The organism is Mesotoga prima MesG1.Ag.4.2 (assembly GCF_000147715.2).
Classification (GTDB): Bacteria; Thermotogota; Thermotogae; order Petrotogales; family Kosmotogaceae; genus Mesotoga; species Mesotoga prima.
On record NC_017934.1, the window covers coordinates 1033662 to 1052102 of the forward strand.

General features: G+C 44.3%; 16 protein-coding genes and 1 tRNA gene. 14 read left to right on the forward strand and 3 right to left on the reverse strand.

Features of this window, described 5'->3' with window-relative positions:
• Window positions 1–59 precede the first annotated feature (59 nt).
• Window positions 60–398 carry an MGMT family protein gene (locus THEBA_RS05020; RefSeq protein ID WP_014730707.1) on the forward strand — a complete coding sequence of 113 codons (339 nt, stop codon included), beginning with the start codon at window positions 60–62 and terminating at the stop codon, window positions 396–398.
• A gap of 91 nt (window positions 399–489) precedes the next feature.
• On the opposite strand, the gene THEBA_RS05025 is transcribed toward THEBA_RS05020, so the two are convergent.
• Window positions 490–1629 carry a hypothetical protein gene (locus tag THEBA_RS05025; protein ID WP_236609211.1) on the reverse strand — a complete coding sequence of 380 codons (1140 nt, stop codon included), beginning with the start codon at window positions 1627–1629 and terminating at the stop codon, window positions 490–492.
• 301 nt (window positions 1630–1930) lie between these two features.
• On the opposite strand from THEBA_RS05025, the gene murJ reads away from it, so the two are divergent.
• The 4 genes from murJ to THEBA_RS05045 all read left to right on the forward strand — a co-directional run bounded on the left by murJ (window position 1931) and on the right by THEBA_RS05045 (window position 5708).
• Complete coding sequence (murJ, locus tag THEBA_RS05030; protein ID WP_014730709.1) at window positions 1931–3427, forward strand: murein biosynthesis integral membrane protein MurJ; 1497 nt, start codon at window positions 1931–1933, stop codon at window positions 3425–3427.
• Between the two features lie 73 nt (window positions 3428–3500).
• Window positions 3501–4736, forward strand: a complete 1236-nt coding sequence (locus THEBA_RS05035) for a BaiN/RdsA family NAD(P)/FAD-dependent oxidoreductase (RefSeq protein ID WP_014730710.1) — start codon at window positions 3501–3503, stop codon at window positions 4734–4736.
• A gap of 186 nt (window positions 4737–4922) precedes the next feature.
• Complete coding sequence (locus THEBA_RS05040) at window positions 4923–5111, forward strand: hypothetical protein (protein WP_014730711.1); 189 nt, start codon at window positions 4923–4925, stop codon at window positions 5109–5111.
• Window positions 5112–5177: 66 nt separating this feature from the next.
• Complete coding sequence (locus THEBA_RS05045) at window positions 5178–5708, forward strand: cob(I)yrinic acid a,c-diamide adenosyltransferase (protein ID WP_014730712.1); 531 nt, start codon at window positions 5178–5180, stop codon at window positions 5706–5708.
• A 2-nt stretch (window positions 5709–5710) separates the two neighbouring features.
• On the opposite strand, the gene THEBA_RS05050 is transcribed toward THEBA_RS05045, so the two are convergent.
• On the reverse strand, window positions 5711–5983 hold the full coding sequence (locus tag THEBA_RS05050) for a hypothetical protein (protein ID WP_014730713.1): 273 nt from the start codon (window positions 5981–5983) through the stop codon (window positions 5711–5713).
• A 555-nt stretch (window positions 5984–6538) separates the two neighbouring features.
• Window positions 6539–7915 carry a protein O-GlcNAcase gene (locus THEBA_RS05060; protein ID WP_014730715.1) on the reverse strand — a complete coding sequence of 459 codons (1377 nt, stop codon included), beginning with the start codon at window positions 7913–7915 and terminating at the stop codon, window positions 6539–6541.
• Window positions 7916–8100: 185 nt separating this feature from the next.
• Here THEBA_RS05060 and THEBA_RS05065 point away from each other — a divergent pair, with 185 nt between their 5' ends.
• The 9 genes from THEBA_RS05065 (at window position 8101) to THEBA_RS05105 (ending at window position 18338) form a co-directional block, all read left to right on the forward strand.
• Complete coding sequence (locus THEBA_RS05065) at window positions 8101–8937, forward strand: DegV family protein (RefSeq protein ID WP_014730716.1); 837 nt, start codon at window positions 8101–8103, stop codon at window positions 8935–8937.
• 66 nt (window positions 8938–9003) lie between these two features.
• On the forward strand, window positions 9004–9231 hold the full coding sequence (locus THEBA_RS05070; protein WP_236609212.1) for a hypothetical protein: 228 nt from the start codon (window positions 9004–9006) through the stop codon (window positions 9229–9231).
• 267 nt (window positions 9232–9498) lie between these two features.
• Window positions 9499–10602: an aldo/keto reductase gene (locus THEBA_RS05075; RefSeq protein ID WP_006492735.1), complete on the forward strand. Its 1104-nt coding sequence runs from the start codon at window positions 9499–9501 to the stop codon at window positions 10600–10602.
• Window positions 10603–10611: 9 nt separating this feature from the next.
• Entirely contained in the window at window positions 10612–11148 is a 537-nt protein-coding gene (locus THEBA_RS05080; RefSeq protein ID WP_407656330.1) for a DUF6512 family protein, read from the forward strand.
• A 98-nt stretch (window positions 11149–11246) separates the two neighbouring features.
• Window positions 11247–13253 carry a urocanate hydratase gene (locus THEBA_RS05085; protein WP_201764219.1) on the forward strand — a complete coding sequence of 669 codons (2007 nt, stop codon included), beginning with the start codon at window positions 11247–11249 and terminating at the stop codon, window positions 13251–13253.
• 4 nt (window positions 13254–13257) lie between these two features.
• A complete protein-coding gene (locus THEBA_RS05090) occupies window positions 13258–13818 on the forward strand; it encodes a pyruvate kinase alpha/beta domain-containing protein (protein ID WP_006492738.1) in 561 nt (186 codons plus the stop codon).
• Between the two features lie 53 nt (window positions 13819–13871).
• Window positions 13872–13947, forward strand: a tRNA-Ala gene (locus THEBA_RS05095).
• Window positions 13948–14369: 422 nt separating this feature from the next.
• Window positions 14370–16406, forward strand: coding sequence for a glycosyltransferase family 4 protein (locus THEBA_RS05100; protein ID WP_014730718.1), 2037 nt, complete (start codon window positions 14370–14372; stop codon window positions 16404–16406).
• 417 nt (window positions 16407–16823) lie between these two features.
• Window positions 16824–18338: a B12-binding domain-containing radical SAM protein gene (locus tag THEBA_RS05105; RefSeq protein ID WP_014730719.1), complete on the forward strand. Its 1515-nt coding sequence runs from the start codon at window positions 16824–16826 to the stop codon at window positions 18336–18338.
• The last annotated feature ends 103 nt before the right edge of the window (window positions 18339–18441 follow it).

The following is an 18441-nucleotide window of genomic DNA, read 5'->3' on the forward strand; positions in this document are numbered from 1 at the left end:
GAGATGGCGTTAAGATGTGGATTAGGAGTTAATGGAGTAGAATGATACTGGTGAGTTAGATGGTTGAAGAGGATCTGTCGACCTATAAGAAAATATACAAAATGGTCAGGATGATTCCTGTTGGAAGAGTGGCGACTTATGGCCAAATTGCTTCCCTCGTGGGCAAGTGCTCTGCTAGAATGGTCGGCTACGCCATGGCGGGTATTTCAGACGAGACAATCCCGTGGCAGAGAGTTATCAACTCAAGAGGGAGAATAAGCATTAGGGATCCTAACGGGTACACACTGCAGAAGGCTATCCTTGAGAGAGAGGGTGTTCATTTCGACGAAAGCGATACGATCGACCTTTCTGTATTTGGTTGGGAAGGCCCCGAAGCCGAATCTGCGAAAGACTGGTGATTCTTTGCGAGTCTCATCTACGCCAACTGTCTGCACCTAATAGCACAATGTAAGAAGTCTATGGTGGCCCCTGGTGCTTGCACTGCGTTATCTAGGAATCCTTCCCAGTAACGTGAACTGTCAGGGTGTGATACTTCTCTACCTCCTTTCCTTCAAACTCACCGAAAAACCTGAAGATGATCGGATAATCTCCAGTCTCGAGCGGTGTCCACGTAAAGATGCAGTGGTCGTTTTTTACTTCGAGCGATCCCTGTGGAGATAGGAGCTCAACATTACTTTCTGACTTCCAGATCCACGCATGGTCACCGAAAGACCACTTGTCAAAGCCTACATATGTCCACTCTGCAAGTAAAGAGTTGATCCTGAATTCTACCTTGTCACCAACCATGGAGGTGATTTCTGGTACGGGAATGGTTCTCGAGAATTGCTCAAAGGAGTTTAGATAAAACATATCTTCCCAGAAGGGAACGATGTTTCTTCCGGCGCTTTCATATGCCTTTTCAACTACACCGACGCACGAATAAAGATCTCTGTCGGTGAAGGGAAGATCCCAAAATCCCGACCAGGCAAAACCAACCGACCACAGAGCTCCTTTCTCTGCAGTCTCGTACATGAACCTCGAAATCTTCCTTCGGTCTTGCGGTGAAATTTCTCCCGGGAACCTTCTGGCTCCAGAAAAACTTGTTGCCCAGTATCTTAGCCAACGAGACTCATAAGTATCGTAGTTGAAAAGGTTGACATAAGAGTGATTTTCAATATCATTTGGAAAGATAAAAACCCCCTCCTCCACCAAATTGTACCCATGACTAAGAAAGGGATAAGATTCTCCGAACGTCACCTCATTGTTGAAGCCAAGTTTCTCGTCGGTCATAGCCGTTTCATAATCAACTCCAAGATATACGGCAGAGTGAGATGGGATCCAGTTAGGCCCTATATGGTATAGGAGATCTCCTTCAAGTAGGAACTTGCCGGGAAGATGTTGGGCCGTGTAGAGTGCATCTGCCCTAGATATAAGAAGGCAATAAGGTAGTTTGGTGAACCTTACTACAGTCGAAAGAGAATCCTTAATGAATTGCGCTTCGTATCTCTCTTCGGTCGGTACATAAGAGGTTTGATTCAGGATTGGCTGTACTATCAAGACCTGATCTGCTTCAATTCCGAGAGCTTCGTGAGAGAGATGAAAGATCGGTCCTGGAGCGCTTGCGGTTCCTTCACGAAAGAGAACTAGCAAGGTTCTCTCCGATATGCGCTCTATTTCATAGGGAATTGAGACCTCTTTCTGGACGTTGCTGAAAGAAATCTTGACACCTCTTGTTAGCTCAAAACAATTCTCACCTGGGATAAGCTCGAGGTGTGAGTGTTCTGTTTCAAACCGGATCAGACCGGTACATCCCGAAATACTCAGGATGATGGAAATAATCAATACGGTAAACGAAATGCGGCTAAGCATCTTTATTCTTTAGTTTACCATTAAGAGAGCGAATGGGAGATCAAAGGTGTGGTAAATTATACTGTGAAGAACAGGAGGCGCGATGAAGAGACTACCTAGATCAACATCTGTTGCAGCGGGCACTATAGCGATTCTTACCTTTTCGATCATATCGAAGGGGATGGGTTTCTTCAGGGAGATGCTGGTTGCCGGACTATTCGGTACTTCAGCAAATCTGGATGCCGTTTTCGTTGCCATGACTCCGGCGACCACGCTTTCAGGTATAATCGCGGGTGCACTTGCCGCAATCTTTGTCCCCGTCTACCATTCTATAAGGAATGAAGACACTGAGAGATCAAAGAGATATGCAGGCGCGGTCCTTATCTCCGGTTCGCTGGTTTTTTTATCAATGGGGATAGTCTTTCTATTGATTCCCGATCTTGTGATTCGGCTCTTTGCTCCTGGTTTTTCGAGCGAGATAGTAGCATATGCTTCAAGGAAGCTAAGATACTTATCGATATATCCTCTTATAGGCGGACTTGAAAGCATATTGGGGGCAGTTCTTAAGTCAAATAGAAGGTTTGTGCAATACGGTATGTCACAGCTCTTCTTTAACGTCATTGCAATTCCCGTAATTCTGTTGACTTCTCCCTTTCTTTCTGAAGCATCGTATATACTGGCCTGGATGCTGGGTAATGCGATCACCGTTCTGCTATATCTCATACAATCGAGAGATCTTTTTACCCTAAGGGTCGGCAAGGGGACGTCAATTGTCGAGACGCTTTATCTCAGTCTTCCCCTGATCTTTTCGGGAAGCCTTGGAGTGATAAACAACATGGTTGACAAAGCCTTCGTATCTCTTCTTCCACCCGGTAGGGTTGCCTCTTTACAGTACGCGCATACACTTCTCGGACTGATTACCTTTACGATTTCTGCCTTTCAGATGACGGCATATACAGAGCTATCGGAACTTATAGTATCAGGTGATAGAGAAAGAGTTGAAGAGCGCCTGAGAAAGACCGTTACAACTTCTCTGAATATTTCCTTGCCGCTTGCAGCATGGATTATTATGATGGCCGAACCTCTTGTGAGAGTGATTTATCAACGTGGGGAATTCGATGCCGGTTCAACTAATCTCGTTAGCATGGCACTTATCGGTTACGGCGCACTAATAGTTCTATCACCTATAGCGCATACATGCTCCAGTTATTTCACGGCAAGAAAGAAACTGAAGTCCATCACATTAGTGGCGGTCTTCTCGATTTTCTTGAACGCACTCTTCGACTGGCTTATGCTAGAACCGTTTGGTCATGCTGGAATCGCGGCTAGTACTTCATTAGTGGTTTTGAATGCTACGCTGATATATGTTCTGCTGATTGCAAGGGAAGGCCTGAGATTCATGCCTTTGAAACGGATAATGAGACTTCTCGGGTCGTCAGTTGCAATGTACTTGATTGTTCTGTTGCTGAGGAACAACGTAAGTACTTGGATTTGGCTTCTTGTAGGCAACGGACTTTTCTTATGCCTGTTCTTGGTTAGTGCGAAGAGTGAGATGAAAGCGATGATGTCAAGAATCTCTTTTCTCTTCAAGAGAACATAGCCAAAAAGAACTATGCTCTGTTGTGTTTGTTTGTATGTTTTCCAAGGTTTTCTAAGTGTGCGGAGGAATTATCATGAGAGAAGTGGTGATACTTGGAGCCGGACCAGCCGGCATCTTTGCAGCGATAAATTGCACAACAGCGGGAAGGAATGTGACGATCATTGAAAAGACGAGTTCCGCCGGAAAAAAACTGTTGATTTCTGGAGGCGGACAGTGTAACTTGACAAATGCAGAATCGCCATCTCTTATGCTCAAAAGATACTTTGGTGCTGGACGATTTCTTAAGCCTTCATTGATGGCTTTTGATTCTCAAAAGCTGATGGATTTCTTTGAGCGTCGTGGACTCAGGCTTCACACAAGAGAAGACGGGAAAGTCTTCCCAGTTACCTATTCTGCGGGAGATGTACTTGAAGTGCTGCTCAAGGAGTGTGACAGGCAGGGAATAAAAATAGTCTATAACTGCAGAGCCAAGGACGTTATTCAATTCCCCTCTGGCGGGTTCTTGGTAAAGACGGAATCAGATTCGATTAATGCAGATTATCTTCTTATTGCTACGGGAGGAAAGAGTTATCCGGAAACTGGGTCAACTGGTGACGGATTTGCTCTTGCTAAGAAACTTGGACACAGTCTATCAGAGCAGCGGCCGGCGTTGACTTCAGTCACAATTAGGAATTTTGGTTTCGGTGATCTGTCGGGAATCTCCCTCAGAAATGTTGAAGTATCTTTATGGAGAAATTTGAAGAAGGTTACGACCCGGGTTGAAGATCTGCTGTTTACTCATGACGGGTTTTCTGGACCTGTTATCTTACATCTCTCAAGAGAAGCCTCGCCTGGTGACATAATCAGATTGAACTTGAGCGGTCAGTTACGCGAGAAACTTGAGGCCAATCTCATCTCCCTCCTTTCAAAAGAAGGAAAGAAACTCGTGAAGAATGTCTTGGACGAGTATGGTCTACCTGAAAGATTGCTGTCGAAGATCATTGATCTTGCCGGAGTTGGTGAAAGAATATGCTCCGAAGTCAGAAAGGATGAAAGGAAAGCGTTGGTTACTGGATTATGCGAGCTTGACTTCGAAATAGAACGGGTCGGAGACTTCACTAATGCTATGGTAACAAGAGGAGGAGTTTCGTTGTCTGAGGTCAATCCAAAGACAATGGAATCTAGAATTGTGAACAACCTCTTTTTTGCAGGTGAAGTTCTCGATTTTGATGGAGAGACGGGAGGGTACAACCTTCAAGCAGCCTTTTCAACCGGATATGTTGCCGGGAGGACAATAAATGCAAGAACATCTCGGGTAGAAAACAGATGAAATAGAGCATGCAATTTTCTACTCGAAGAAGAAAACGATATGTTAGTATGATGTCAGGTTGTTGGTTATGCTGTTAGGGCTTTTGTCTGGAGTTGTCTAGAAGACTTGAATTCTCGAAACGTAGTTCTCGTAATTCGAATTAGAGATTTGTTTACGTTCTCAATGTCTCGCTTTCGGAGGTGCATTTTGGAAGTAAAAAAGCCAAAATGGTTTGACAGCTGGATAGAGATCGATGAGAGTTATTTGAAAGTCGCGGGAACAAGCTGGAGACTGAAAGCCAATGCTCCAAAAAAAGTGAAGAGAGAATACCAGAGACTTTTGAAGCAAATTACTGGAAATAATGATTATCCTTATTCATGGAAACATGAGCGCTGAATCTTTAGAATCCGTAAGCTTTATCAACCGGATTTATGGCTCATTAGACAGATGGGAGGGTGTGATTTGAGCATTACTACTGGCACAGGAGATAAAGGTGAAACGAGTCTTTGGAGCGGGGAGAGAGTGAACAAAGACAGCTTACGTGTTGAAGCATACGGGACAGTGGATGAATTGAGCTCTTTTCTTGGTGAAGCCAAGCATTTCGTGTCGGAGGAAATCGGTCGCCACATCGTGTCTATCCAGCGATTTCTCTTTAAACTAGCCGGTCAACTTGCGTCGAGAGACATGCAATACGTCGAACCGATAGTCGAAAACGATATCGTTGCGATCACTGAACTTGTGCACGAGTTCGAGTCGGTGGTCAAACTTGACGGATTTGTTATTCCTGGAAGCACTATAGGTTCTTCAAAGATAGACATTTGCAGAACAGTCGCCAGAAGGGCTGAAAGACGCATCGTTGCTCTTTCTAGAGTAGAAACAATCGATACCACGCTGCTTAAGTACATTAACAGGCTCTCTGATCTCCTCTTCATCTTTGCGAGGTATGAAGAATACAAGGCGGGGAAGATTGTTTATAAGAAAGACATAATGTGAGTTTATCGATAGCTTACCCTGGCAATACCATCCTTCATGCATGAACCAAAACCGTAGGCCACTGAGCTGGTGTCCATTCCAGGAAGATAAAAAACCGTTATCATTTCGTCAACGTCCTGACCGGAGGTCTCCCACAGTTTGCGGGTAATTCTCTGGAGCTCGACTTCGCTTACAACTGATTTCTTCAGTTGAATTCTTGCGGTGCGCCTTCTCCAGGCCTTTCCAAAATCCCTCACGGTTACGACTGAATAAGCGTCTTCCAGATTAGACTTCAACTTTAAAGTCTCCCTCCGAATACGATGGAAATATTATACAACATGTTACAAAACAATTCCAACTGGTACAAATAATCTGGTCGGTAATTACTTCTATACAATTCGCATACTAAACTATTCGGCATCGCTTTACTGAATGATGGAAGAGAGGAGTAGCATTCCGAACGAGCTTCATTGCGTAATCGTAAGTAATGCTCTTAGAACTCCACCAAAACAGCAGCCTTTGTAACAAAAAAAGATTGATGCTATATTGGCGCTGAAGGTTCAAGCTTTCTTTGACATTAACAAGAGCTTCGGGAGCTCCCTAGCCGATATTGCTTCTTCCGACGCCGAGAACTTTCTTACAAACGGGGCAGAAATATACCACATTTTTGCTGAACTAAAAGCCTGGTCCCTTTGTTTTGTAGTAAAGCTCTGTGAGCTCTCCCTCGCAATATGGGCACTTCGGCGTCAGGTCGTCTCTTCTTAGCAGATTCATTTCTTTCAGCTCCTTTCAATTCGATCTAACTTAGCATGGCAACTGCAATTCCCAAAACAGTTATCAGGTCTGTAACACTAATCGATTATGAGTTTGAGATAGCCCTTTGTTCTGACGAGAATCTCTTGAACGATTTCTCTGAAGAGAATACCACTCGTAAGCGTTTCGGTCTTTACCAGTTTGCAAAGGGATATTTCGATTTCTCTGCATAGTTTAGTAGTTTCCGAAAGTTCCTCATAGCTCACGGAGCTTGAAAACATTAGATCTCTCATCGCCAAAATCCCAGTTGTTTTCGTCAGAGCATCTCCCCAAAGAGAGAACTCAAATATCCAGGGTTCGATCTCACGGATCAGATCAGCGGATAGCCTTTCATTTAGCGCTTTTTCCGATCCTGAGATCTTTGTTGCTTCGTCCAAAAGGATTTCATAGACCTCAGTCCATCTGTTTTTCGATAAGAGTTTGCTCAAGTTACTTGTGAGTCCTGTAAGTCTCTCGGAGTGGGTAGTGTGTACGGGACTTCGAAGATTGTATTCACAGAAATGGATCATCTCTTCTTCACAACCCGGTGCAATCTCGGAGATTGCTCTCCTCCAGGATAAGTCAGAATCATAGCGATAAGGGTCTAGAAGGAATTCCGATGCCGAGAAAATTGCGATTTTCGAAGCTAAAGGTTGAATCATGGGGTTTAAAACTATACCCTCCGCGTGATTGACAATGTTCGGGTCTCTGCCTTCATAAGGACCTACATGAAGCTCTGGTACCATAGAAGCATCGTTAACAGGATAATTATCCCACAACAGGATCTTCCTTTGGAAGGCATTCTCGGCCAACTCTGCATTATCTGCACTTAGAACATTAGAGCAAACGTCGGGCCCGGTCCAAAGGATTGAGATATTCCTGTCTAGTTCTGTTCCAAGTGTCTTCATATACTCGGTTGCTTCGCGACCGCAGTACTGAGTGGGACAGATCATAAACCGGGAAAGAGTCTTGAGCTTCTCGTTAATGCTTTTGAAAACTGAATTTGTGAAATATGCCTGTGCCGATGAGAGGGAAGAGAAAGTGTTCCGATCTTTTTCATAAATCAAGGTTTCCGGAATATCATCATAAAAAAGTCCAAAGGAACGGACACCCGCATCTGCCAACCTCATTAGCTTTTCTACCATGGCACTTACATCTGAATTGCTGGAATACGTTATATTCAACCCGGGACTCACCGCAAATACTATCGATATTCCACGGGATTCCGCTTCCTGAACCAGTATAGAGAACTCTTTGAAGAAGTTTTCGTCATATTGCTCACGCCAGCGCTTTCTGTGTAGCTCATCGTCCTTTGGAGCATAGATATACGTGTTGAAACCGTGATCTCCAAGATACTGAATAACTTCTCTTCTGATATCCATTGTCCACGGTTTGCCATAAAAGCCTTCAACTACTCCCCTGATCTCAAAAGCCATAATTGTTTTTGCTCCTCTCGTTCAAACTGCTTTGGCAACCCTTTCTACATTATCATTATTCCCGATCATTGGGGATAGCATCATCATTGTAACGCAAGAATATTCTTTGCAACATCTCGATTTCCACTGGATTTTGTATCTAATGGCAATAATTGTAGAATAGTTTGATGAAGGGGGTGGGTAGAATGAAAATAGGTTTGGTAACTGACAATACATGTAATCTGACTGCCGAAGAGATAAAGGAATACGATGTACGAATCGTTTCTCTGTATATAAGCCGAAACGGTAACTATACTAAAGCTACAGAGCTTAATCTCGATGAATACTACGAAGAACTCGCCGCGGCTGCGGAATTGCCCAGGACGTCTCAGCCTTCACCTCAAGATTTCATTCCTGTCTTCAAGGAAGCCTTGGAGACATACGATGCGCTGATTGTGCCGGTGCTGTCTGGAAAGCTGAGCGGAACCAATGTTTCTGCCAACATTGCCGCCAAAGCCTTTGAGAAGCCCATCCATGTCATAGACTCACAGCTTATCGCCGATGGGACGGGAATGCTGGTGAAGAACCTTGGCGACATGATAAACTCTGGTGCCAACCTTGATGAACTAGTGGAATACGGAACGAATTTTCACGAAAAGACTAGAACGTTCTGTTCGACAGATGACTTGAGCTACCTTCAGAAGGGCGGAAGAATTGGAAAGGCGAAGGCACTAATGGGAAATCTTCTCAAGATGAAGCCTGTGATTATTGTTGACGAAGGTGAGCTCAAACCCGTGGAAAATGTTAGAGGAAACAAGAAGCTTCTGGATGTTCTTGTGAGCCATGTGTTCAGTGAGATTCCACCTGAGAGATTGCGTAGAGCTAGGGTTCTGACTATATGGAGGAAGGAAGACGGCAAAACTTTAGAAAGGATGTTGCGCGAGAAAGCTCCCGAAGCCGAAGTAGAATCGAGAGTTATCGAAGCAATTATCGGTACTCATCTCGGTCCTCAAGGCATAGGAGTAATCAGTGAAATGAAGTGATAACGGCAGCTGAAGTTCACGATGACAAAATAAGGATTCTGCAGAGGGATTTCTAAAGAGATCGGAGTGACTGGAGGAAAAAGAGTTTTGGATGCGCTTGAAAGAATAGAGATAAGGTATGGAAAAGTCTTTGACTTTCTACAAAGCATGTACAGGCTTACAAATGAAGAGAGGCTTACAAAACGCTTCTCTGAGCTTTCCCCGGGTTACGCTCCTGTAGGGAAAATCGATGAATGGGTAAAGAGTAGCCGCGCAAATCAAAGAACAGGGATAATACTTTCAATAGATTTCTGAGTGTCATTTGGAACTTGCACTTTATTCAGGAATGTCGAGAAATTAAAAAGCCCGGAAGACCTCCGGGCAGGGTGGTAGCAGAAGAAGCTTTTCACGATTTATATGACTTAAGGCTACTGAACTTTGTTCGTCTTTTAAATTCAAATGTGGAAAACGCTTTACAGGAATTTTGGAGTTATTGACTGTAAATGAGTTTCTTTCGAAGTTAAAAGAGAGAGTTTACATCCCACATACAACCTAGCAAGATTCTCATCAGGGGGTGAAAAAATGGAATATCGCAGACTTGGGAAGACAGATCTTGAGGTATCTCTTCTGGGGTTGGGAGGTTTTCATCTTCTCGAGATAGAGCTTGAGACTGTGAAGGAGATCGTCGAAAGATACCTCGAAGCGGGCGGGAATTATTTTGAGACCGCAAGGTCTTACGGTGATGGAGTGTCCGAGAGAAAACTCTCTCTAGTTCTACCCAAAGACGGGATAATAGTTGCTTCGAAGACCGAAGGAAGAGACAGGAAGTCTTCCGAAAGGGATCTTTTGGCCACCCTCAAGGCTCTTGGGAGAGAGCACATAGACATACTCTTTCTCCACGCCGTTACAAAGAATAGCGACTGGGAAGAGATATCCTCCTCAGATGGTGCACTGAGGACTATAGAATGGGCCAAGAGGGAAGGACTCATAAGTTACGTGGGAATAACCAGTCATGGTTATGGCGGAACACTATTGAGAGCGCTCAAGGAATATCCTTTCGATCTCTTCATGACACAGATGAACTACTATGACAGATTCAATTTCCCTGAGATAGAAACAAAGGTGATACCCTTTGCAGTCTCTAACAACATAGGGATAGTTGCGATGAAACCACTTGCCGACGGCTATTTATGGAGGAGCACCGAAAACGCTTTCAGGTATACTTTGACTATTCCCGTCTCGTGTATCGTAAGCGGGATAAATTCTATTGAGCAGCTTGAAGAAGATCTTCGCCTCATTGAGAAGGAACCATTTTCTTCTGAAGAACTTGACGAATTGCTTCTAACCGCTCCTGAGCTCGGTAACTATGTTTGCAGGCAGTGCATGAAGTGTCTCCCATGTCCGCAAGGGATAAATATTCCCGGTTTCTTTCTCGCAGAAGGTCGCTATGACAGGCAGATGCTCGACGGAAAAGTGAGGGATGCTGCAGATTATGCCTTGAGGGACAGACTGGCTCACTGGTTTGGAAGTGAAGAGCAGGGTCTTTCAGAGTACAGTACCATATCTCCCGGCTTAGATAGTTGCGATGATTGCGGTGTATGTAATGAACGGTGCCCATACGAAATCGATATTCCTAGGAAATTGAGAATCGTCAAATCGAAGTTCACGGAAGGATATATTTGGTAGTGTGTGGAGATGTCGGTGAGAAAGACCAGTTTTCCTAGTTGTGAAGTAGTAGGCTTCTCTTTCGTATTTATTGTTGGTACCTTGCTTCACATGGCCTATGACTGGAGCGGGGACGATGCTATCGTAGGTATTTTTGCGCCGGTAAATGAAAGTATCCGGGAGCTCCTTAAAATGGTTTTCACGCCTGGACTAATACTTCTTTTTCTAGAATTGCTGTTTTGCAGTGAGATACCGACCGCTTCTTTTCTCTCTGGAAAGGCAGTTGGAATCTACGTGATGTGCGTAACGATTCTTGGAGGTTTGTATTCCTATTCTCTTGTCATTCATTACGGTCTCATTCTTGATGTACTTCTCATGGTAATCGCGATTGCACTGGGGCAGCTAGTGTCGTTCAAGATCTCACCCAGGATCGCTGCAGATTCAACTGCAGGAATCATTTCACTTGTAATGTTGGTCTTGCTAGGTGCTTCCTTCGTAGTATTCACCTTTTTGCCGCCGCATTGGGAGTTCTTTAGAGATTCAATAACGGGAGCTTTCGGGATCTAGCGAAGATAATAGTTACCGGTTTTTGAATACAGAAACAATGACTCATCAGAATAAAAGGAGGTAATGTCTTGCTTTCTTCAGAAGAGATTTTCAAATCTATGGAAATCAAACTGGAAGATACTTTGCCACCGGATCCAGAATTCAAGCCGGGAATCCGGAGAGCACCGAAGAGAGAACTAACTCTCTCTAAAAAGGAGATAGAGCTTGCTCTAGTGAATGCGCTGCGTTACATACCTGTAAGGCTTCATGAGAAACTTGCCCCAGAATTCCTAAATGAACTTTTAACGATGGGCAGGATCTACGGATATAGATATAGGCCTCGGGGTGAAATAAAGGGCAGGCCTATCGAAATGTATAAGGGGAAGTGCATTGAAGGTAAAGCATTTCAGGTAATGATAGATAACAATCTTGACTTCGATGTTGCTCTCTACCCTTATGAACTCGTCACTTACGGTGAGACGGGACAGGTCTGTCAGAACTGGATGCAGTACAGGCTTATCAAAAGGTACCTTGAGGAATTGACTGAAGATCAGACTCTGGTTGTAATGTCTGGACACCCGCTTGGATTATTCAGTTCAAACAAATCTAGTCCAAGAGTAATCATAACAAACGCCCTTATGGTAGGAATGTTTGATAATCAGGAACAGTGGATAAGGGCACAGGCGCTTGGAGTTGCTAATTATGGCCAGATGACCGCGGGTGGCTGGATGTACATAGGGCCTCAAGGAATTGTCCATGGAACCTTCAACACGATTCTCAATGCAGGAAGACTGAAACTCGGCATTGGTGACGAAGGCGATCTTGGTGGTCATCTCTTTGTCTCATCGGGACTGGGAGGAATGAGCGGAGCTCAGGGAAAGGCCGTAAAGATAGCGGGCGGTGTCGGCATAATTGCCGAAGTTGACCGATCAAGGATCGAGACGCGACTCGAACAGGGATGGGTTGACGAGGTGATCGAAGATCCTTCTGAAGCATTCGCTCTCGCAATAGAAAAGATGAAGAGCAGAGAAAGCCAAGCTATTGCCTTTCACGGGAACATAGTGGATCTTCTCGAATACGCTGTAAATAATGATGTTCACATTGAATTGCTTTCGGATCAGACGTCCTGTCATGCTCCCTATGATGGAGGTTACTGTCCTCAGGGTTTGACTTTCGATGAGAGAACCGAGCTACTGAGAAGTGACAGGAAAAGATTTATAGAACTGGTAGATAAATCACTCGTGAGGCATTTCAGTCTGATAAGAATGCTTGTTCACAAGGGAACCTATTTCTTCGACTACGGCAATTCCTTCATGAAAGCGGTCTTCGATGCCGGTGCAAAAGAAATTGCGAAGAATGGAACGGATACTTCGGAAGGATTCATTTTTCCCTCTTATGTAGAAGATATAATGGGTCCAATGCTTTTCGATTTCGGGTACGGACCGTTCAGATGGGTATGCCTCAGCGGCAAAAAGGAGGACTTGTTGAAAACCGATGCCGCAGCAATGAGTCTTATTGATCCAGATCGACGAGGCCAGGACAGGGACAATTACATCTGGATTAGGGACGCCGATAAGAACCGGCTTGTAGTTGGCACGCAGGCGAGAATACTTTATCAGGATGCTGCCGGAAGACGCGATATCGCTCTGAAATTCAACGAGATGGTGAGATGCGGAGAGATAGGTCCGATAATGATTGGGAGAGATCACCACGACACCGGCGGTACCGATTCGCCTTTCAGGGAGACATCGAACATAAAGGATGGAAGCAATATTATGGCAGACATGGCAACCCAGTGCTTTGCTGGCAATGCTGCAAGAGGCATGAGCATGGTCTCGCTCCACAACGGTGGAGGCGTTGGAATAGGCAAGGCAATAAACGGTGGCTTTGGTCTTGTATTGGATGGAAGCGAGAGAGTGGATAAAATTATCAGAACATCGATATCTTGGGACGTCATGAGTGGTGTGGCCAGAAGAGCCTGGGCGAGAAACGAAAACGCCCTGTCAGTTGCATCTGAATTCAACAGGCAAAAGAGGGGGAGCGAGCAGATAACGCTTCCTTATCTGGTGGATGAAGGAATCATCAGCAAAGCGATTAAAGAAGCTGAAACTGAAAAGGAGAAATGAAGCAATGACGATGTACTTTTCAAAGAGTGACGAAGAAACAACAAAAACACTCCTTGCGAGAATATTTGAAAGGGCCGAGGAGAAGAATATCGATAAAGTGATCTTGCCTTCTACGAGTGGTGTAGTTGCAAGAATGGCTTTTGATCTTGTCCCTGATTCAGTCCGGTTGATAATCGTCACCCATAGTGTTGGCTTTCGAGAACCAGATGAAGATGAATTCGACCCTCAAGTTAGGAAGCTCTATTCTGGAAGTCGACATTCACTACTTACAGTGACCCATCTCTTCAGAGGAATAGAAGTAGCTTTTGCCAAAGCGAATGGCGGTGTGTATCCTCTACAGATTTTTGCGACAGCCCTGCGCCTCTTTGGCCAGGGAACGAAAGTAGCCGTTGAGATAGCCATAATGGCAGCCGATGCAGGAATTGTAAGAACCGATCAGTGGGTGATTTCGGCAGGCGGAACAAACCACGGGATAGATACTGCTTTTGTACTAAAGCCATGTCATTCAACTGATTTGAGTATCTTCAAATTCGGGGAGCTAATAGGTATTCCGTCTAGTCTCTAATCTGCATATCTGATTGAATTCCTTGTTGATTCAGGCTATAATCAATTTTATGTGGGGCCGTAGCACAGCTGGGAGCGCGCCGCCTTCGCAAGGCGGAGGCCGGGGGTTCGAATCCCCTCGGCTCCACCAGGGGGAGTTATCTCCCCTTTTTTGTTTCTGTTTGGACAGTTACTCTTGTTCTTGCTTAAAAAACCTCATCGCTTTCAAAAGATGAACTATCGCATGAAAGACTTTATTTTTCGGAAAAGAGTGATTGATCAAATATTCTTTGTCTCCCCTCGATCTTCTAAAGATCCTTTACCAGTTGTTGCACAGCATGAAAGTTATTCTGAAAAGATTGCTACTGGCCGATTTCTATACCAAACGAACTCTATAATCACAATGCACTGCGGACTAGACTGTTTTTAGAGACTGGATTAGAGTGTATCTTCACTTCAGTGGAAGAGACTCTAACTGATATCATCGTTGTTGAGGTGAGAAGGTGCAAGATAAAGAATCGAGACTGTTCGAAAGTGTCCGGAACATCGCAGATAGGGTGGAGAAATCTGTACTTGCCTTCGAAGACGCCTGAGAGAGTTCGTGACGGTGTTGTTATTAACGATGATTTCTCGGCTTCTCAGCACTTGATCTCTCAGCTTAACGAACCCAAGAAGCTTGAAAAATTATCTCTTCATCAAAGCAATCTAGTAAGAATTCTTTCTGCAATCAGGATGGGTGAGGTTCTTAGCTATGAGGCATTAGAAACAAAGCTTAGGGAGTGGGAGAATGACATTCTTTTGTCCACATCGTTGTTCAGAGGAGTACAACGTAGTGGAAGAAAACTTGCATTTAGAGATTTGCTGACTGTTATTGGAAAGTCAGAAGAGATCGATTCACTTCTCTCAAGAGTAATTCGCTATGATTCTTCCGATCTAGTTGCTGCAAAAAAGCATGCTTCAGTCCTTCTCGAGTCTGCGGTACTTGACGGAAGAGATGGCTTCGATCCGGAAGCCCTGCTAGATCTATGGAAAGAGAATGAAAGGGTCCGCTCTCTTCTGCTCCTGCTATCAGGTGAGAAAAGACCATTAATTAGGGAAATGATAGGTAAGTCTCTCGGAGATGATCTTTCACTTCACCTCGGTATTATCTTGAAAGCGGTGAGGTATGGAATCAATCTTCCTGATAATCACCCGGCCTTAACTGCTGGTCCTTGCTTAAAAAAGATTTACTCTTTGCTTATAGATCTGAGAGATCAGATTCGTGTGAACTCAGTTCTTGTTCAGTTCAGTTTCTATGGTGATCCTCTGAAGACAGGAAAGGGCTCCAGTGGTGGAATGGGAACGTTTCTCAGAACACTCGGAAATGAACTGACTCAGAACTTACCGGGTGTTGTTACAATCGTTCCACTCGAAATGAGGGAAATATCGAGAATGGACCGATTGTGGAGAACGGAAAGAGAACATCACTTCTTAATATATGTTCCTTTTCTAGGCTACGAAAAGATGATTATGAATAACTTCCTTGAAGAGAGAACTACTCTAATTTCGAACGTTACAGACATACTTTCGATTGCGGGAATAAGCCCGGAACAATTTCATATGAGGTTTTCGGATTTCGCTTCTCAAGCGATGCTCGATCTATCGAAAAAGACTGGGATCCGGTCCTTTTTTACGGTAACACCCGATCCCCAGTGGCGCTTCGTAGATCAGAAAGGGTCTCTTATCAAACTGGATGCTGTTGATGCAGTAAGAGAGACTTCAAAAGTCGAAGTATCGTGGAAGATGCTTAGGGATTGCGACGGGCTTTTCGGAATAGGAAGTGAGGAGAGCAGGAATCAGCTACTTGCATACTATCCGCCACTTCTCGACGAAAGTATCTCAAAGAAACTCACGATGATGCCGGAAGGTATATCATTACGGAATGAGTGCCCGATTTTTGTGAATGGGCCTCTCTATTCGATGCTGTTCGAGAAAGATAAGGAATTCTACCTCGAAAGATCTTTCAGAAACAATCCTCTGCTTCTTACGGTTGGAAGACTTGATCCTGCAAAGGGCCAGGTGAAACTACTAACGGCCTGGGGAAACTCCGGTCTCTGGAATTCGTTTAATTTAGTTATAGTCGGGGGAGATCTGGATCATCCAAATAGAATCGAAGCAAACGAACTTGAGGAGATCAGGAAATACGTGAGACAAAACAAAGAACTCCACGGGAGATTCTGCCACTTACCTGCGATGAACAACGATGAGATTAGATGTCTTGAAAATAGTATTTCGCGAGTAAAAGCCACTCCGTGGCCTCCGACGTATGTTGCTCCTTCCTTCAAAGAGGAGTTTGGAATAGCCATACTTGAAGCCATGGCTGCAGGCTTTGTGGCTATCGCGCCAAAGCGTGGGGGAGTGAAGAGTTATATACGTGACGGATACAATGGTTTTCTCATTGATACAACCGACGAGGTTTCGATCGAAAAGGAGTTAAGGAGACTGCTGATAGATGTAAGACCCTCCGCAAGAAGAATGAAGATGATTGCCGAGAACGGGAGCAAAACTATTTATAGGAGGTACTCCATTTCCGTAGTGGCAAAGCAGTTTTCATCTTATTATTCTTCTTGAAGGAGTTTCCCAACTGGTTTGTGTAAGAAGGTAATTGATGTATAAGAGTAACTTCATTTTGAAGTAAACAGACACTGTCTTCAGTGGTAGGTAACTTTATCAGAAGATCTTGAGTCTAGTTGAGAAGCCCTTGTGTTGGCAAGACAAGATGGACAGATAGACTTTGAAGATGAGGACTGTGTGATAAGATTATTTATGGACCACTGCGGGATAAGTTGGGTTTCGGTCACCAACAGATTACTACTCTTTCCGACGTTAGCAAATCTTTGTCTTATAAAAACTTCTAGTGAACGAAGCCGGTTAACTCAGCAGAAAAAAATCAACGACTAGCTTGGCGATAATTTTTCCTGCAGGAATCGATTTACAAAGAAATAATTTTCAGAGTGTTGAGCATCATTAGAGAAAGGAAGTGGAGATATGAGAGTTTTGATGGTTTATCCAGAATATCCAGAAACGTTCTGGAGTTTCAAACATGCCTTGAAATTCGTCTCGAAAAAGGCTGCATATCCACCGCTGGGACTCATGACCGTTGCCGCTATGTTGCCTAAAGAATGGGAGAAGAAACTCATCGATATGAACACAGATACTCTGCGCGATGAAGATATAGAGAAATCGGATTACGTAATGATTAGCTCAATGGATATTCAGTTCGACTCGACAAAGAATGTTATTCAGAAGTGTAAAGATTTGGGTGTCAAAACTGTAGCGGGCGGGCCGCTCTTTACAACAAGACCCGAGGAGTTCAGTGAGGTCGATCACCTTGTCCTCGGCGAAGCAGAGAAGACATTGGAGCCATTTCTACTTGATTTGGAGAAAGGACAGGCCAAGCACATCTACAAATCCGATGATTTTCCGGATATTGAAAGTAGTCCCATTCCAGACTGGAGTCTTTTGGACATGAGAAAGTACTCTTCAATGAACATCCAGTACTCTAGAGGCTGCCCTTACAACTGTGAGTTCTGTGACATCGTTCTGCTCAACGGGCACATTCCCAGGACAAAGAGCGCTGAAAAGCTTGTCGCTGAAATGGAAGCTTTATATAAAGTCGGCTGGCGTGGAGGAGTATTCTTAGTTGACGATAACTTCATCGGCAATAAGGTAAAACTGAAGAGAGAGATTCTTCCAGCCATTGCAGAATGGATGAAAAAAAGGAACTATCCATTCGTGCTGAATACAGAAGCCTCAATCGATCTTTCAGATGACGACGAACTCATGAGACTCATGGTAGATGCAAGTTTTGGAACCGTATTCGTTGGGATAGAGACTACCGAAGAGGAAAGTCTAGTTGAGTGCGGTAAGTTCCAGAATCGAAACAGGGACTTGCTTTCATCTGTGAGAAAGATGCAGGAGTTCGGACTTCAGGTTCAGGGAGGGTTCATTGTGGGTTTCGATCATGACAAACCCTCGGTATTTAGCAACATGATCGATTTCATTCAGAAGAGCGGTATAGTGACGGCGATGGTCGGTGTTCTCACTGCACCAACGGGAACGAGACTTTTCCAGAGACTGAAAAAAGAGAACAGGATCGTATCGGAGTTCTCCGGCAACAACACCAGCATTATGACTAACATAGTTCCCAAGATGGGAATGAAGAATCTGGTAGACGGATACTACAGAATTCTCAAGAGCATCTACGCGCCGAAGCCTTACACCCAGAGAGTAATTACCTTTCTTAAGAACTACAAACCTAATTCAGTTAAACACGTTAGGCCTTTCACCGATAGTATCAAGGCTTTTTTGAAGTCCCTATGGGTACTTGGAATTAAGGATAAAGGCAGAATGAACTACTGGTCGTTGCTCTTGTGGACGATTTTCTTCAAGCCGTCGCTTTTCCCTTTGTCAGTCGAATTTGCAATATACGGCTATCACTTCAGAAAGTCCCTTTCATTTGGGTTGCAAGCGGAAAACGAAGCTCAACCGCCGAGCAGTTAGAAGGGATTCTTGTCAGGCTGATAGTGGCAGCGGAAAGAGCAATTATGATGAACGATAAACTCTCTGTTCTCAAGAGGGTATAATTGAATCTCTTTTAACATTC

Excerpts from the sequence above, each read along its gene's own strand:
- THEBA_RS05020 (WP_014730707.1), top strand. The coding sequence starts at position 60 with ATGGTTGAAGAGGATCTGTCGACCTATAAGAAAATATACAAAATGGTC.
- murJ (WP_014730709.1), top strand. The coding sequence starts at position 1,931 with ATGAAGAGACTACCTAGATCAACATCTGTTGCAGCGGGCACTATAGCG.
- THEBA_RS05035 (WP_014730710.1), top strand. The coding sequence starts at position 3,501 with ATGAGAGAAGTGGTGATACTTGGAGCCGGACCAGCCGGCATCTTTGCA.
- THEBA_RS05060 (WP_014730715.1), bottom strand. The coding sequence starts at position 7,915 with ATGGCTTTTGAGATCAGGGGAGTAGTTGAAGGCTTTTATGGCAAACCG.
- THEBA_RS05065 (WP_014730716.1), top strand. The coding sequence starts at position 8,101 with ATGAAAATAGGTTTGGTAACTGACAATACATGTAATCTGACTGCCGAA.
- THEBA_RS05075 (WP_006492735.1), top strand. The coding sequence starts at position 9,499 with ATGGAATATCGCAGACTTGGGAAGACAGATCTTGAGGTATCTCTTCTG.
- THEBA_RS05080 (WP_407656330.1), top strand. The coding sequence starts at position 10,612 with ATGTCGGTGAGAAAGACCAGTTTTCCTAGTTGTGAAGTAGTAGGCTTC.
- THEBA_RS05085 (WP_201764219.1), top strand. The coding sequence starts at position 11,247 with ATGGAAATCAAACTGGAAGATACTTTGCCACCGGATCCAGAATTCAAG.
- THEBA_RS05090 (WP_006492738.1), top strand. The coding sequence starts at position 13,258 with ATGACGATGTACTTTTCAAAGAGTGACGAAGAAACAACAAAAACACTC.
- THEBA_RS05105 (WP_014730719.1), top strand. The coding sequence starts at position 16,824 with ATGAGAGTTTTGATGGTTTATCCAGAATATCCAGAAACGTTCTGGAGT.